Origin of the sequence: Castellaniella sp. S9 (assembly GCF_027257175.1) — a bacterium.
Taxonomy (GTDB): Bacteria; Pseudomonadota; Gammaproteobacteria; order Burkholderiales; family Burkholderiaceae_B; genus Castellaniella.
The window spans coordinates 335,196-348,890 of sequence record NZ_JAPFGD010000001.1; the positions used below are offsets into that span (position 1 = coordinate 335,196).

A 13,695-nucleotide genomic window follows, 5' to 3' on the forward strand; every position below is an offset into this window, starting at 1 on the left:
TTGGAAACCACGAACCGCACCGGAGCCCGCCCATGGCCGATCCCTTGACCATCGCCCAGAACCCCAGCGCACACGTCGCCCTGCTGCCGCAATACGCCAACCGGCACGGCTGCATCACCGGTGCGACCGGCACCGGCAAGACCATCACCCTCCAGGTGCTGGCGGAATCCTTCTCGCGCATCGGGACGCCCGTGTTCATGGCCGACGTCAAGGGCGACCTGACGGGGATCTCGCAAGCCGGCGCCGGTTCGCCGAAGCTCGCCGCACGGCTGCAAAAGCTCGGCCTGCCAGAACCGGACTGGGGCGCCTGCCCCACCACGCTGTGGGATATCTTCGGCGAGCAGGGCCACCCCGTGCGCGCGACGGTCTCCGACCTTGGGCCCCTGTTGCTCGCGCGCATGATGGACCTGAACGACACTCAGGAGGGCATCCTCGCGCTGGTGTTCCGCGTGGCCGACGACGAGGGCCAGCTGATCCTCGATCTCAAGGACCTGCGCGCCATGCTGCAGGACGTGGCCGCCCGCGCGGCCGAGCTGCGCACCCGCTACGGCAATGTCTCGGCCGCCTCGGTAGGCGCCATCCAGCGCGCCTTGCTGCGGCTGGAATCCGAAGGCGCGGCGCAGTTCTTCGGCGAACCCATGCTCGAAGTCTTCGACTGGATGCGCACCGACGCGCGGGGCCGCGGCATGGTCAATATCCTCGCGGCCGACAGGCTCATGCAATCGCCGCGCCTGTATGCGGTCTTCCTGCTGTGGATGCTGGCCGACCTCTACGAACGGCTGCCCGAGATCGGCGACGTGGAACAACCCCGACTGGTCTTCTTCTTCGATGAGGCGCACCTGCTGTTCAAGGACGCGCCCAAGGCGCTGATCGACAAGGTCGAGCAGGTGGTGCGCCTGATCCGGTCCAAGGGCGTGGGGGTCTATTTCGTCACGCAGAATCCGCTGGACATCCCCGATGCCGTGCTCGGCCAGCTGGGCAACCGCGTCCAGCACGCCTTGCGGGCCTTCACGCCGCGCGACCAGAAAGCCGTCAAGGCCGCCGCCCAGACGATGCGGCCGAATGCGGGGCTGGACATCGAGGCGGCCATCACCGAACTGGGCGTGGGCGAGGCCCTGGTGTCGGTCCTCGATGCCGGCGGACGCCCCACCCCAACCGAGCGGGCCTGGATGCACGCGCCGGGCAGCCGCATCGGCCCGGTGACCGGCGCCGAGCGCCAGGCGCTGATGGCCGCCTCGACCCTGGCCGGCAAATACGATCGCACCATCGATCGCGAGTCCGCCTATGAAGTACTGATTGCGCGTGCACAAGGGCCTGCCGAGGTCCCGGCCGGCGGTCCGTCCGGGACCGATGCGGCCCAGCCCGCCGGGCGCAGGCCGGCCGGCGGCCCGCAGGCGGGGGACGAAGGCCTGATGGGCGCGGTGGGCGATTTCCTGTTCGGCTCGACCGGACCGCGCGGCGGCCGGCGGGACGGTGTGGTCCAGTCCGCCGTCAAGAGCGCCGCCCGCCAGGTCGCCAACCAGCTCGTGCGGGGCCTGCTGGGCTCGCTAGTCGGCCGGCGCCGCTAGCGTCCGGCCATGCGATCGGGGGTTCTCGCCATGACTCGTTGCGCCTGGTGCTCGGATGATCCTTTGTATATCCAGTATCACGACCTGGAATGGGGCGTGCCCTCGCGCGATCCACGGCACTTGTTCGAAATGCTGATCCTCGAGGGCTTTCAGGCCGGCCTGTCCTGGCTGACGGTGCTGCGCAAGCGCGAGGCGTTCCGCAAAGCCCTGCTGGACTTTGATCCGAAGGCCCTGGCGCGCGTCGACGACGCCTGGATCGACGACAGGATGCGCGACCCCTCGATCATCCGCAACCGCCTCAAGCTGCGGGCCGCGCGGACCAACGCCCAGGCCTGGCTGGCGCAACCCGATCCCGTGGACCTGGTCTGGTCCTTCACCGGCGGCCGGCCGCGGGTCCACCACTATGGCCCGGGCGACGACATCCCCACCGCCGGTCCCGAAGCGCAGGCCATGAGCCGTGTCCTCGCCAAGGCCGGCTTCAAGTTCGTGGGGCCCACGATCTGCCAATCCTACCTGCAGGCCGTCGGCTGCCTGATGGACCACACCACCGACTGCCATCGGCACGCGGCATTGGCCCGGCCCGCGCCATGACGCAGGTCGCCGCCGGCCTGCGCCAGATCTACCTGGATGCCGACTACGCGGTCTTCGCCGATCCGCCGTTCGTGCTGCGCATCGGCGAGCCCAGCAAGGCCCTGCTCCAGGTGTACGCCCGCCTGGATTGCGAACGCTGCGCGTACCTGACCGCCTGCAACCCGCGCAGCCGCCGCCTGCGGCCCGCCGCCAACGCCCGCCGCATGCGCGCCCTGCGAGCCGCCCTGCTGTTGCGGGGCTGGCGTCCCATCGACGGCGAGGGCCGCGACCCGCAAGGCGGCTGGCCGGCCGAACCCAGCCTGCTGGTCCCCGGAATGGATATCGCCGCGGCCCTCGCGCTCGCGCGCCGCTTTGGCCAGAACGCCATCGTGGCCGCCGGCCCGCGCGGCATTCCGGAACTGACCTGGGTCCCCCGCCCCGGATCCGCGGCGGACAGGTGCGCCGGCCCGGCGAGTCTGCTAAGTTAAGGCGTCCACTCCCAACCGAGCCGTCATGCATCGATTCCTGACCCGCCATACCGCTTTCCACGTCGTCCTTGGCCTGACGATATTGTGCGCCCTGCTGGCGCTGACGCAGGGCGGCGGGTGGTGGCTGCCCTGCATCCTGTTCCTCGCCCTGACCGTGCTCGGCATCTACGACATGAACCAGACGCGCCATGCCATCCGCCGCAACTACCCGGTCATCGGCAACCTCCGGTTTCTGTTCGAATTCGTCCGGCCCGAGGTGCGCCAATATTTCTTCGAGGACGACACCCTGCGGCTGCCCTTCTCGCGCGTCGACCGGTCGCTGGTCTATCAGCGCGCCAAGCTGGTCATGGACCAGCGCCCCTTTGGCACCCAAGGCGACGTCTACCAAAGCGGCTACGAGTGGATCAACCACGCCATGGTGCCCACCCACATCGCCGACCATGATTTCCGCATCACGGTCGGCGGCCCGGACTGTACGCAGCCGGTCTCGCTGTCGGTGTTCAACATCTCGGCCATGAGCTTCGGCGCGCTGTCGGCCAATGCCGTGCGGGCACTCAACAAGGGGGCCGCCCTGGGACATTTCGCCCACGACACCGGCGAAGGCGGTGTCAGCCGCTACCACCTCGAGCACGGCGGCGACCTGATCTGGAACATCGGCTCGGGCTACTTCGGATGCCGCGACGCGGAAGGCCGTTTTTCCGAGGAACGCTTTGCCGAGACGGCGCGGCGCGACAATATCCGCATGATCGAGATCAAGCTCTCGCAAGGCGCGAAGCCCGGCCACGGCGGCATCCTGCCCGCCCCCAAGGTGACCGCCGAGATCGCCGCCGCGCGCGGCGTCCCCGAGGGCCTGGACTGCATCTCGCCATCCAGCCACGGCGCATTCGGAACCCCGATCGAGATGATGCACTTCATCGCCCGGCTGCGCGACCTGTCCGGCGGCAAGCCCGTGGGCTTCAAGCTGTGCATCGGCCATCCCTGGGAATGGTTCGCCATCGCCAAGGCCATGCTGGCCACCGGGATCACGCCGGATTTCATTGTCATCGACGGCGCCGAGGGCGGCACCGGCGCGGCGCCCATCGAATTCGTGGACCATGTCGGCACCCCGCTGCGCGAGGGGCTGCGCCTGGTGCACAACACCCTGGTCGGCATCGGATTGCGCGACCGGATCAAGCTGGGCGCCTCGGGCAAGGTCATCAGCGCCTTCGACATGGCGCGGATCATGGCCCTGGGCGCGGACTGGTGCAACAGCGCGCGCGCCTATATGTTCGCCATCGGCTGTATCCAGGCCCAGGTCTGCCATACCGGACGCTGCCCGACCGGTGTCACCACCCAGGACCCCGAACGCCAGAAAGCGCTGGTGGTGTCCGACAAGTCCCTGCGCGTCAAAAATTTCCATGCCAGCACCCTCAAGGCCCTGGCCGAATTGCTGGGCGCCGCCGGCCTGAACCATCCCGGCGAGCTGCGGCCGCACCACATTGCGCGGCGCATCGCCAACGACGAGGTGCGTGTGCTCTCGGCCCTGTTTCCCGACATGGAAAAAGGCGCGCTGCTCGTTGGCCAGTACCCGAACACGATCTTCCGCACCGTCTGGCCAATGGCCCAGGCTGAATCCTTCGAACCCCTGTACAGCCTCAGCGCCGCCCTGTCCGGGCACGCCCGGCAGGACATCCCACCCCCCGAGGAACGGCCCCAATAAGCCGGTGGCCGGCCGCGCCGGACGGGATATACATTTACTTAAATTTTTAGGGATTTACCCTGAATTGCCAGGGAAATGACCCTTGCCTATACTGGAATCGCTACCCGATGGTAGTGTCTAGTCACCTTCACGGGTGATTACATGGCACCGCGTCCATGCGGTGCTACTGCCACATCGGCAGTAGGGCCCCGCCAGAAGGCGGGGCCTTTACGTTTGGAGGACCGTCCCCGCCGACACCCGGTGCCTCATGCGTCGACGCGATCCACGGCGGGCTCGCCCGAGGCCGCCAGCACCCGGTTGCGCCCGGCCTCCTTGGCGCGATACAAGGCCCGGTCGGCGGCCTTCAGGACCTGCTCGAAATCCTTGCCGTCGCGCGGCCAGACCGCGATCCCCACCGACACCGTCACCGGCACGCCGAGTTCCATATCCGCGACCGCGACCGCCTCGCGCACGCGTTCCGCAGCATGCAAGGCCTCCTCGGCGGACATCCCGGGAAACAGCATCAGGAATTCCTCGCCGCCGAGGCGGCACACCACATCCCCCTCGCGCGACAGCTCGCGCATGAGGCGCGCCACGCGCACGATCACCCGATCGCCCGCATCATGGCCATACCGGTCATTGACCTGCTTGAAATGATCGATGTCGACGACGGCCAACGAAAACTCGCGGCCCAGCGCCAGCCAGGTGTCCACCTCGAATTCCAGCCCCCGGCGATTCAACAATCCCGTCATGGGGTCGGTCTGGGCATCCTGGCGCAGCCGCCCGATCCGCAGCTGCAACAGGCCGATGCCCGTCAACAGGGCGCGCTTGAGCTGCGCGGCCTCGAAATACCAGGACCTCACCCCCTCGATCCGCCCGAAGGCCTCGGGCGCGTCCATTTCGCGCGCGATCCGGGCCAGTCGGCCCAGGGGCGCCGAAATCAGCCGCGCCGCCAGCCAGACCAGGACCAAGGTGATCACCGCCGGCCACACCGAGCGGCGCAACACGTCGAGCATCAGCGAATCCAGGCGGTCCAGCGTCATGGCCGTCGGCCGCTGGGCCACGATCCCCCATCCCGTCGTCGGCAGGTAGGCGTAGCCCGCCAGCATGTCGACCCCGCGGCTGTTGACCAGCCGCTGTTGGCCCGAACCGCCGCCCAGCACCCGATCGACGACCGCATTGCGGTCCACCCGGGTGCCCACGCGCAGCGGATCCGGATGAGCCAGCAGGTGGCGGGCGCGATCGACCACATAGACGTACGAGCCGTCGCGATAGTAGTGATCCTCCAGCAACTGGGTGAGGACGTTCTGCTGGCGCAGATAGAGGGTGCCCGCGACATAGCCCAGGTAGCGCCCCTCGTCGGTTTCGACCGGATGGGACATCACCACCACCAGATTGCCCAGCGCCGAGGTGTAGGGCTCGCTGATCAGCGGCGTCCTTTTCTCGAGAGCCTCGACCGCCCCCTTGCTGTCCAGCCGCTGTCCCCGCAAGGACAGGCCGGCGGGCGAGACCGAACGCACCGTGCCGCGCGCATCGACGAAAGACACGGTGTTGAAGAAATCCGCCTGCTGGTGCAGGCGCTCGACCTCGGTCGCCACCTGGCCCGCATTCCCCGCCCGCGATGCCGCGGCCACCGCCGCGGCGCCATAGGCCAGCTGGCGCTGGGCCTGGCGCAGATAATTGTCGGTCGTCGCGGCGATCTTGGCCGCATAGGCCTCATTGGCGTCCAGAGTCCCCTCGACCAGCAGGTCGCGTTGCACCCGATAGGCCGCATGGAAGCCATTGGCCAGCATCACCATCGCGCTGAGCATCGCCAGCAGCAGGATCAGGCGCCGCAGATCGATGCGGATGCGAAAAGGGGATGGCATGCGTGGAGAAAAACCCATTCTCAGGACGATATCGGACCGGGCCGCTCAGCGGCCCGCCAGCACATGGACGGTCGCGAACCCCGCCCCCGTCATCACCAGCGAGCCCGCCACGTGGGCGGCGATCGTGCCGAAGGCCCAGCCCAGGCGACCCTGCTGCAACAGGACCCAGACCTCGGCCGAAAATGTAGAGAACGTCGTCAGCGCCCCGCAGAAACCCGTCACGATGAACAAGCGCCAGGCGATGCTGATGCCCTCATGGCCGGCGAACCAGGCAATCGCCAGGCCGATGATGTAGCCACCCACCAGATTCGCCACCCAGGTGCCCGGCGGCATCGTCGGGAACAGATGGTTCAGGCGCAGGCTCAGCCCCCAGCGCAGCCAGGCGCCCAGCACGGCGCCCATGGCAATGGCGAACATGGATTTCAGCATGGTGTGGCCCCTTTGGGATGGCGTCCAGCACGGGCGCGCCTGGGCATGGTATCACTAGCATCATCCAGCGGCAGCGCGCTGAAACGGCGGGCGGCGGCGGTGCGCATCCGGCAAGGCCTTTTCAGAGGCCCCTTTTGGCTTGCGGGGTGCTGGAAACCTTGCTAGAATTTCGTGCTTTGGCGCATTAGCTCAGCCGGTTAGAGCGACGGAATCATAATCCGCAGGTCCCCTGTTCGAATCAGGGATGCGCCACCAGAACAGACAAGCTGCCCCGACACCGAAAGGTTCGGGGCAGTTTTTTTGCCTGCAAATACGGGCTCTTTCTTACAAACGGGGGACGGTCAGAATCCATGAAACAAAAAGTCAATGGCACCCACAATATCGTCGTGCTGCTGGCGGAGACTGCATACCGGGTTCTGTAGCTCACTGACAGGAACTGCAGCGATATATTGCGTCACCATCGCGTGCAACTCATCATGTATATCGAAAACAGGGTTAAGTGTCTTCGCCGGCTTGGGCGCTTCACTTAAGGGCACCAGTGGCACAACAGCCCTTGTATTCAGCGGCTGCAGGATGTCGGCCTGGACATCAAGAAGATACCCAAGGCCTGACGGGTTCGCGTAGACGTCGTATCGGCTCATCAGAACATCCGATACTTCGCCAATGGAAGGCCGTGTTTTTCGACGAAAGCGTTGGAACTCTCGATGGCTTCCTGGTTCTCAGCAAGCCAGCGCTCGCTACGTGCGCACGCGATGGCCTGGACGACGCCGGCTTCAGCGGCCTGCGAGATATTGATTTGCAGGGCCTTGGCCTCGGAAAGCAGGTCTTCGGGCAATGTCACATTCGTGGCACGCTTGGCGGCACTGCGGGGACGGTTGATGGCTAGCATGGCAATCTCCTTGATATAGTAGTGCGACCATGCGCATCTTATTCAATAAATTATATGCGCATATTAGCCGAACAAGGTAAGTGCTTCCGCCCAAGAGATTTCGAAATCGATTCCACTTGGAGGCTGATATACCCCGCTGCCACACCAGCCTCAAGCAGCTTGCAAACCTTTGATAATCATAGTGATTTGGCAAATACCCGCGCAAATTTACAGCATCAGGGATGCGCTCTGCCGCATCCTGCACGTTGCTGCTTCCTTTCGCCCACGTCCCGTTCACTACGCCGCCACGCCTTGTTGTCCACCAAATGTCCACGCTGCCCGCCCGATCCGCTTCAATGGTGAAGATGTTGGATACATCGACGATGAAGGCGTGATCTGGTTTAGCGACCGAACCAAGGACATGGTGAAGTCGGGGGGCGAAAACATATCATCCGTGGAAGTAGAACGAATCACCGTTGGATATAAAGATGTTGCTGAGTGCACCATCGTCGGGATCCCGGATGAATGTTGGGGTGAGGCGGTTTTAGCATTGGTGGTACTAAATCCCGGCAGGTATGATGTACCCCAGCCGGCGCCCTCCCCGACCGGCATGAGGAGACCTGCATGGACACACAACGCCGCGCCCTGATGCTGGGCGCCGCAGCCACCGCTGCGCTGGGCATGCCGGCCCGCACGTGGGCCACCGCCCTGCCCCTGGATGACTTCATCCAGCTCAGCGCCCGTCTGTGCGGACAGCCGCCCGCCTCTCTGGACCGCGACATGGCGCAGCGCATCCTGCAAAGGCTTGTCGCGCAGGGAAAAACCGCCGCACTGCCTGCGCTGCTGCAGGACGAAACCGCTCACCCCGCCCTCGCCGCCGAATTGCGGGCCATCTGGTTCACTGGCCTGATGGACACGCCCGCCGGCACCGCCGTGGTGGGCTTCCAGGATGCATTGACCTGGCGCAGCGCGCCCTTCCTGCACGTGCCGGGCACATGCGGCGGCGCCACGGGCTATTGGTCCGACGCCCCCGAACCCCTCGCAAGCTGACCGCAGCCCGCCAAATCCCCTCATCGGACAACACATGGCCAGTCCATTGCAAGCAGACATCGTCATTGTCGGTTCAGGCGTCGCCGGCGCCCTGGCCGCCGCGCGCCTGGCCGAGGCCGGCCTGCAGGTCCTGATCCTGGAGGCCGGCAAGCCGGTGGAACGCGGGCAAGCCGTACAGAACTTCTGGAATGCCCCCATCAAGGTCCCGGAATGCGCCTATCCCGTGCAGCCCGAGGCCATCCATCCCACCACCGATCGCCCGACCGACTGGTACCAGCAAACCGGGCCGGATCTGTTCAAGAGCACCTACCTGAAAGTCGTCGGCGGCACCACCTGGCATTGGCTGGGGACGTGCCTGCGCCTGCTGCCGTCGGATTTCCAGACGCAGACCCTGCACGGCTATGGAGTCGACTGGCCCATCAGCTACGCAGACCTGGAACCCTTCTATCTGCAGGCCGAGCACGCATTAGGGGTCGCGGGCGATTCCGCCCATGACCTGAGCTCGCCGCGCAGCGGCCCGTTCTCGCTGCCGCCCATCCCCCAGTCATTCGTGGACAGATCCATGGACCAGGCCTTGACGGGCACGCGCTTCCAGGTCCGTGCCACCCCCCAGGCCCGGAATTCCATCGTGCACGATGCAAGGCCGCCCTGCTGTGGCAGTTCCAGCTGCATCCCCGTATGCCCGGTCCAGGCCAAGTACGACGCCACGGTGCACCTGAAGAAAGCGCAAGCGGCGGGCGCACGGCTGCTGGATCAAAGTACGGTCGTGCAACTGATCCCCGATGCCGAGGGCCGGATCACCAGCGCCCGCTTTCGCCGCTGGGACCAGTCCGAGGGCGAGGTTAGCGCGACGGTCTTCATCCTGGCCTGCCATGCCATCGAAACCCCGCGCTTGCTGCTGGCCTCGCGGTCGGGGGCATGGCCCAATGGCCTGGCCAACGGCTCCGACCAGGTGGGGCGCAACCTGATGGACCATCCAGTGCAACTATCCTGGGCCCTGAGCCGGGATCCGGTCTACCCCTACCGCGGCCCGCTCTCGACCTCGGGCATCGAAAACCTGCGCGATGGACCGTTTCGCCGCGAGCGCAGCGCCTACCGCATCGAGATCGGGAACGACGGCTGGAGCTGGCCCACCGGCGCGCCACTGACCCTGGCCGCCCAGGTGGCCGACCGCGGACTGTCCGCGGCACAAATGAACCAGGCCCTGGCCCGGGACACCGCCCGCCACCTGCGCCTGACGGCCCTGACCGAACAATTGCCCGAGCTCGACAACCGGGTGTCGCTGGACACCACGAAGAAGGACATCTACGGCGTGCCACTGCCGCATATCCACTACCGCGTCGACGACTACGCACGGCGTGGCATGCTGCAGGCGCAGAAGGATCACCAGGAAATCTTCACCCACCTGCAGGCCAGCGAAATCCACCACGCCACCGATTTCTTCGGCGCCGGCCACATCATGGGCACCTGTCGCATGGGTGCCGACCCGCGGCAATCCGTCGTCGACGCGCAGCTGCGCAGCCACGATCACGACAACCTGTACATCCTGGGCTCCAGCGTATTTCCCACCGGCGGCACGGCAAACCCCACCTTGACGATCGCCGCCTTAAGCCTGCGGACAGCGGAGGCGATCGTGCGGGGGTGGGGGGACTGAAGGGTGACGCTTGCCAGCATCCCCGCTCTTGGCCCACAGCATCCAGGCCGGTGGACTCCGATTGGAAAATGCCGATACTGGCATGGTATGTACGAGCCCCGCTAAAAGCTATCCCCCCCAACAAACCCCAACACCATCCCCAAGAACTCCTCCGCACGCTCGAACGGCGCGAGGTGGCCGCAATCCAGCTCGGCATAACGTGCGCCGGGAACGGCGTCGGCCAGGGCTTTGGCATGCGCCTTGGGCACCATGTAATCCTGCGTGCAGCCGATCACCAGCGTGGGCGCCTTGATGCGGGGCAGTTGGGGCCGGATGTCCAGCCGGCCGTCCAGCTGGATCTGGCGCGCGATGCCTTCCCAGCGGTTCGACACGATGATGGCGTCCAGCCACTGGTTCATCACGTCCCGCTCCATGCCCGCGAGGAACGCCGGACTGAAGCCCGTCAGCAGGATCATCTTGGCAAAACCGTGGGGGTCGTGGCGGATCAGGTCCAGCCAGAGTTCGGACTGCAGCCCCAGCCTGGCATCCCGGCCCGTCGGGAATCCCGCCAGCAGCGTCACTGAGCGCACCAGATCCGGATGCTCGGCGGCGATGTAGGCGGACACGCACGCGCCCAGGGAAAAGCCGACCAGATCGAAAGGCGCCGCGCCCGCCGCCTCGGCAGCCGCCACCACCTGCGCCGCCAGCAGTTCGACGCTGAGATCCCCCGGCGGGTCGGTGGTCTCGCCGGAGCCGGAATAATCGGGGCGCACGACCTTGCGACCGGCGGCCAGGGGCGCGACCAGGTGGCCCCAATTGCTTTGCAGGTTGCCACCGGTACCGGCCACCAGGACCAGCCCCGGACCCTCCCCATCCACCTCATACGATACGCGCGTGCCCTGCACCTCGACGAACTGCATGCTCCACCTCTCAATTCTGTTGCTGGAAAGGATCTTGTAACATAACATGACAACGCAGGTCGATAAGAATTCCAGACACGCGTGAAGGCAGGCGGGTCGTGCCCGAGGCGTTAAGATGAATGTGGTTTCCGATCCCGCCCAGACCGCATGACGACCTCGACTTCCGCCTTTCGCCCCGTGATCGAATCCTTGCTGGACACGGACCTGTACAAGTTCACGATGTGGCAGGCGATGCTGCATCGCCACCCCGCCGCGCAGGCGGAATACCACTTCATCTGCCGCGACCGGCCGCAATACCCGCTGGCGGCGCTGGCCGGACAGGTCCAGGAACAGATCGACCACCTATGCGGCCTGCGATACACCGAGGACGAACTGCGCTACCTCGGGTCGCTGCGCTACATCAAGTCGGACTTCACGGATTTCCTGTCGCTGTTCCACTTTCAACGCCGCTTCATCGAGGTGCGCGCCGACGGCGACGAGCTGGTGATCGTGGCGCGCGGCCCGCAGGTGCATGTGATGGGGTTCGAGATCTTCGTCCTCGCCATCGTCAACGAGCTGTATTTCAGGCGTTTCGACACCCCGGAAGTCCGGGCCGAGGGACGCCGCCGGCTGGCGGCCAAGCTCGATACCCTGCATGGGTTCGCGCGCGAGCCCGCGCGCCGCTTTCCCCTGCAGATCTCGGATTTCGGCTTGCGTCGCCGCTTCGCGCGGGACTGGCAGGACGAGGTGGTGGCCACGCTGGTGCGCGAGGCGCCGCGGCATTTCACCGGCACCTCGAATGTATGGCTGGCGCATCGGCACAAGCTGGTGCCCGTGGGCACGATGGCGCATGAATACCTGCAGTCGTACCAGGCCTTCGGCAAGGTGCGGCTGCGCGATTTCCAGCGCGCCGCGCTGGAGGACTGGGTGCAGGAATACCGCGGCGACCTGGGCATCGCGCTGACCGACGTGGTCGGCATGGACGCCTTCATGCGGGATTTCGACCTGTATTTCGCCAAGCTGTTCGACGGCTTACGCCACGATTCAGGCGATCCGATCGAATGGGGCGAAAAGGCCATCGCCCACTACCAGTCGTTGCGCATCGATGTCTCGACCAAGCGCCTGGTATTTTCGGACGGGCTGGACGTGCCGCGCGCACTGGCGATCTATCGGCATTTCGCCGACCGCGTGCAGTTGGGCTTTGGGATCGGCACGAACCTGACCAACGACCTGGGCCCGACGCCGCTGAACATTGTGATGAAACTGGCGCGCTGCAACGGCATGCCGACCGCCAAGCTGCCCGATACGCCGGGCAAGACCTATTGCTCGGACGAAACCTTCCTCGCCTACCTGCGCCAGGTGTTCGGCCGCGAGGCGGATTGACGCGCCGCCGGCCGGCCGGTGCTTAACTTCCCAGGGACGCCTCGGCGCGCTCGCGCGCGAGCGCCACCCAGAAGGCGACCTGGCCCAGCAGAGCCGCGCCCGTCAGCACCAGGGCCGCCGACAATGCAGGATCGCCGCCCACGGCGGCCAGTGTGGTGCACAGGGCGCCGACCGTCATCTGCGCACAGCCGTACAGACCGGCCGCCGAACCGATATGATCCGGGTCGACGCTGATCGCCTTGGTGAGGGCAGCCGGGCTGGCCATGCCGGCACCGCAGGTGAACACCAGCATGGCGCCCAGGATGCCGTAGAGGGACAGGGCCCCGCCCAGCACGATGGCCAGCAGGAACCCTGCGCTCACCAGGCAGATCATATTCCCGGCGAGCATCAGCCGCTCCATCGGGATGCGGCGAATGGCGGCCGGTCAGGGCGTTGCCCGCCGACATGCCGACGATCAAGAATCCCAGGTAGAAGCCCACCTCGCGGGCCGAGCGGTGCAGTTCGGTGGTAAAGATGAAGGGCGCCGCCGCGATGAAGGCGTAGATCGCCGTGGTGGTGCAGCCGCCCCCAAGGGCGAACCCCGCGAACTTGACCGACGACAGCAGATCGCGATAGCTGCGCAGCAATACACCCGCGCCGAATGAGAACCCACGGGCGGCTTGCGCACCGCCCTCCGCACCCGCGGGCCTGGCGCCCGTCTCGGGCAGCAGGCGCCAGGTCAGCCACACGGTCAGCAGGCCGACGGCCGCCAGCAGCCAGAATATGGCGCGCCAGCCCATGGAGGTGGCGACGGCGCCGCCCACGATAGGCGCCAGGCCGGGCCCCACCATCATCATGAGATTCATCAGCGCCAGCTGACGCACGGCCGTGTCGGCCTGGGCGGTGTCGCGCACGATGGCCCGCCCCAGGGCGAGGCCCGCGCACCCGCCCAGGCCTTGGAGCAGGCGCGCGCCCAACAGCAGGTGCAGATCCGGTGCCAGCGCCGCCGCAAGCCCCGCCACGGCATACAGGATCAGCCCGGCGATGAGCACGGGCCGCCGCCCCATGGCATCGGACAAGGGCCCGTACAACAGCTGGCCCGAAGCCAGGCCGAGGATGTACAGGCTGATCGTCATCTGCATTTCGCCCACGCTTGTGGACAGGCCGCGTGCCGCGAACGGCAGGGCCGGGACGAACATGTGCATGGCCATGGTACCGTTGATGGTGATCATGACCAGCAGCCAGATCGGCGGCCGGGCACGCAGCGGCGGCGTCCCCAACG

General features: G+C 66.4%; 13 protein-coding genes, 1 tRNA gene and 1 pseudogene. 9 read left to right on the plus strand and 6 right to left on the minus strand.

Going from position 1 to position 13,695, the window contains the following annotated elements; translation table 11 throughout:
- Positions 1-32: 32 nt before the first annotated feature.
- From OOZ48_RS01650 to OOZ48_RS01665, 4 genes are read left to right on the plus strand one after another with little or no spacing between them, the layout of a single operon-like run.
- The gene (locus OOZ48_RS01650) at positions 33-1,568 is read left to right on the plus strand and encodes a helicase HerA-like C-terminal domain-containing protein (protein ID WP_269495042.1); all 1,536 of its coding nucleotides are present in this window, start codon (positions 33-35) and stop codon (positions 1,566-1,568) included.
- Between the two features lie 30 nt (positions 1,569-1,598).
- Positions 1,599-2,159, plus strand: coding sequence for a DNA-3-methyladenine glycosylase I (locus OOZ48_RS01655; protein ID WP_269495044.1), 561 nt, complete (start codon positions 1,599-1,601; stop codon positions 2,157-2,159).
- Entirely contained in the window at positions 2,156-2,626 is a 471-nt protein-coding gene (locus OOZ48_RS01660; RefSeq protein WP_269495046.1) for a DUF3293 domain-containing protein, read from the plus strand. Before OOZ48_RS01655 ends, OOZ48_RS01660 begins: the two co-directional genes overlap by 4 nt.
- Before the next feature lie 25 nt (positions 2,627-2,651).
- Positions 2,652-4,325, plus strand: a complete 1,674-nt coding sequence (locus OOZ48_RS01665; RefSeq protein WP_269495048.1) for an FMN-binding glutamate synthase family protein — start codon at positions 2,652-2,654, stop codon at positions 4,323-4,325.
- A 245-nt stretch (positions 4,326-4,570) separates the two neighbouring features.
- Here OOZ48_RS01665 and OOZ48_RS01670 read toward each other — a convergent pair whose 3' ends face one another.
- Positions 4,571-6,172 (minus strand): sensor domain-containing diguanylate cyclase, encoded by a 1,602-nt coding sequence (locus OOZ48_RS01670; protein WP_269495050.1) that lies wholly within the window; start codon positions 6,170-6,172, stop codon positions 4,571-4,573.
- 45 nt (positions 6,173-6,217) lie between these two features.
- The gene (gene crcB / locus OOZ48_RS01675; RefSeq protein ID WP_269495052.1) at positions 6,218-6,601 is read right to left on the minus strand and encodes a fluoride efflux transporter CrcB; all 384 of its coding nucleotides are present in this window, start codon (positions 6,599-6,601) and stop codon (positions 6,218-6,220) included.
- Positions 6,602-6,779: 178 nt separating this feature from the next.
- Here crcB and OOZ48_RS01680 point away from each other — a divergent pair.
- Positions 6,780-6,856: transfer RNA gene (locus OOZ48_RS01680), tRNA-Met, on the plus strand.
- 86 nt (positions 6,857-6,942) lie between these two features.
- On the opposite strand, the gene OOZ48_RS01685 is transcribed toward OOZ48_RS01680, so the two are convergent.
- Together OOZ48_RS01685 and OOZ48_RS01690 are read right to left on the minus strand one after the other, a co-directional pair.
- Entirely contained in the window at positions 6,943-7,242 is a 300-nt protein-coding gene (locus tag OOZ48_RS01685; RefSeq protein WP_269495054.1) for a CcdB family protein, read from the minus strand.
- Positions 7,242-7,490 carry a type II toxin-antitoxin system CcdA family antitoxin gene (locus OOZ48_RS01690; protein ID WP_269495056.1) on the minus strand — a complete coding sequence of 83 codons (249 nt, stop codon included), beginning with the start codon at positions 7,488-7,490 and terminating at the stop codon, positions 7,242-7,244. Before OOZ48_RS01690 ends, OOZ48_RS01685 begins: the two co-directional genes overlap by 1 nt.
- A 400-nt stretch (positions 7,491-7,890) precedes the next feature.
- Here OOZ48_RS01690 and OOZ48_RS18505 point away from each other — a divergent pair, with 400 nt between their 5' ends.
- The 3 genes from OOZ48_RS18505 to OOZ48_RS01700 are packed head-to-tail and all read left to right on the plus strand — an operon-like array spanning position 7,891 to position 10,173.
- A complete protein-coding gene (locus OOZ48_RS18505; RefSeq protein ID WP_442867513.1) occupies positions 7,891-8,118 on the plus strand; it encodes an AMP-binding enzyme in 228 nt (75 codons plus the stop codon).
- Positions 8,094-8,519, plus strand: a complete 426-nt coding sequence (locus tag OOZ48_RS01695) for a sugar dehydrogenase complex small subunit (protein ID WP_269495058.1) — start codon at positions 8,094-8,096, stop codon at positions 8,517-8,519. Before OOZ48_RS18505 ends, OOZ48_RS01695 begins: the two co-directional genes overlap by 25 nt.
- 34 nt (positions 8,520-8,553) lie before the next feature.
- Entirely contained in the window at positions 8,554-10,173 is a 1,620-nt protein-coding gene (locus tag OOZ48_RS01700) for a GMC family oxidoreductase (RefSeq protein ID WP_269495060.1), read from the plus strand.
- A gap of 101 nt (positions 10,174-10,274) precedes the next feature.
- On the opposite strand, the gene OOZ48_RS01705 is transcribed toward OOZ48_RS01700, so the two are convergent.
- Positions 10,275-11,072 (minus strand): alpha/beta fold hydrolase, encoded by a 798-nt coding sequence (locus OOZ48_RS01705; protein WP_269495062.1) that lies wholly within the window; start codon positions 11,070-11,072, stop codon positions 10,275-10,277.
- A 147-nt stretch (positions 11,073-11,219) separates the two neighbouring features.
- Here OOZ48_RS01705 and pncB point away from each other — a divergent pair, with 147 nt between their 5' ends.
- Positions 11,220-12,434, plus strand: a complete 1,215-nt coding sequence (gene pncB, locus OOZ48_RS01710; protein WP_269495064.1) for a nicotinate phosphoribosyltransferase — start codon at positions 11,220-11,222, stop codon at positions 12,432-12,434.
- 22 nt (positions 12,435-12,456) lie between these two features.
- On the opposite strand, the pseudogene OOZ48_RS01715 reads toward pncB, so the two are convergent.
- Positions 12,457-13,645, minus strand: a pseudogene (locus tag OOZ48_RS01715) (Bcr/CflA family efflux MFS transporter).
- Positions 13,646-13,695 lie beyond the last annotated feature (50 nt).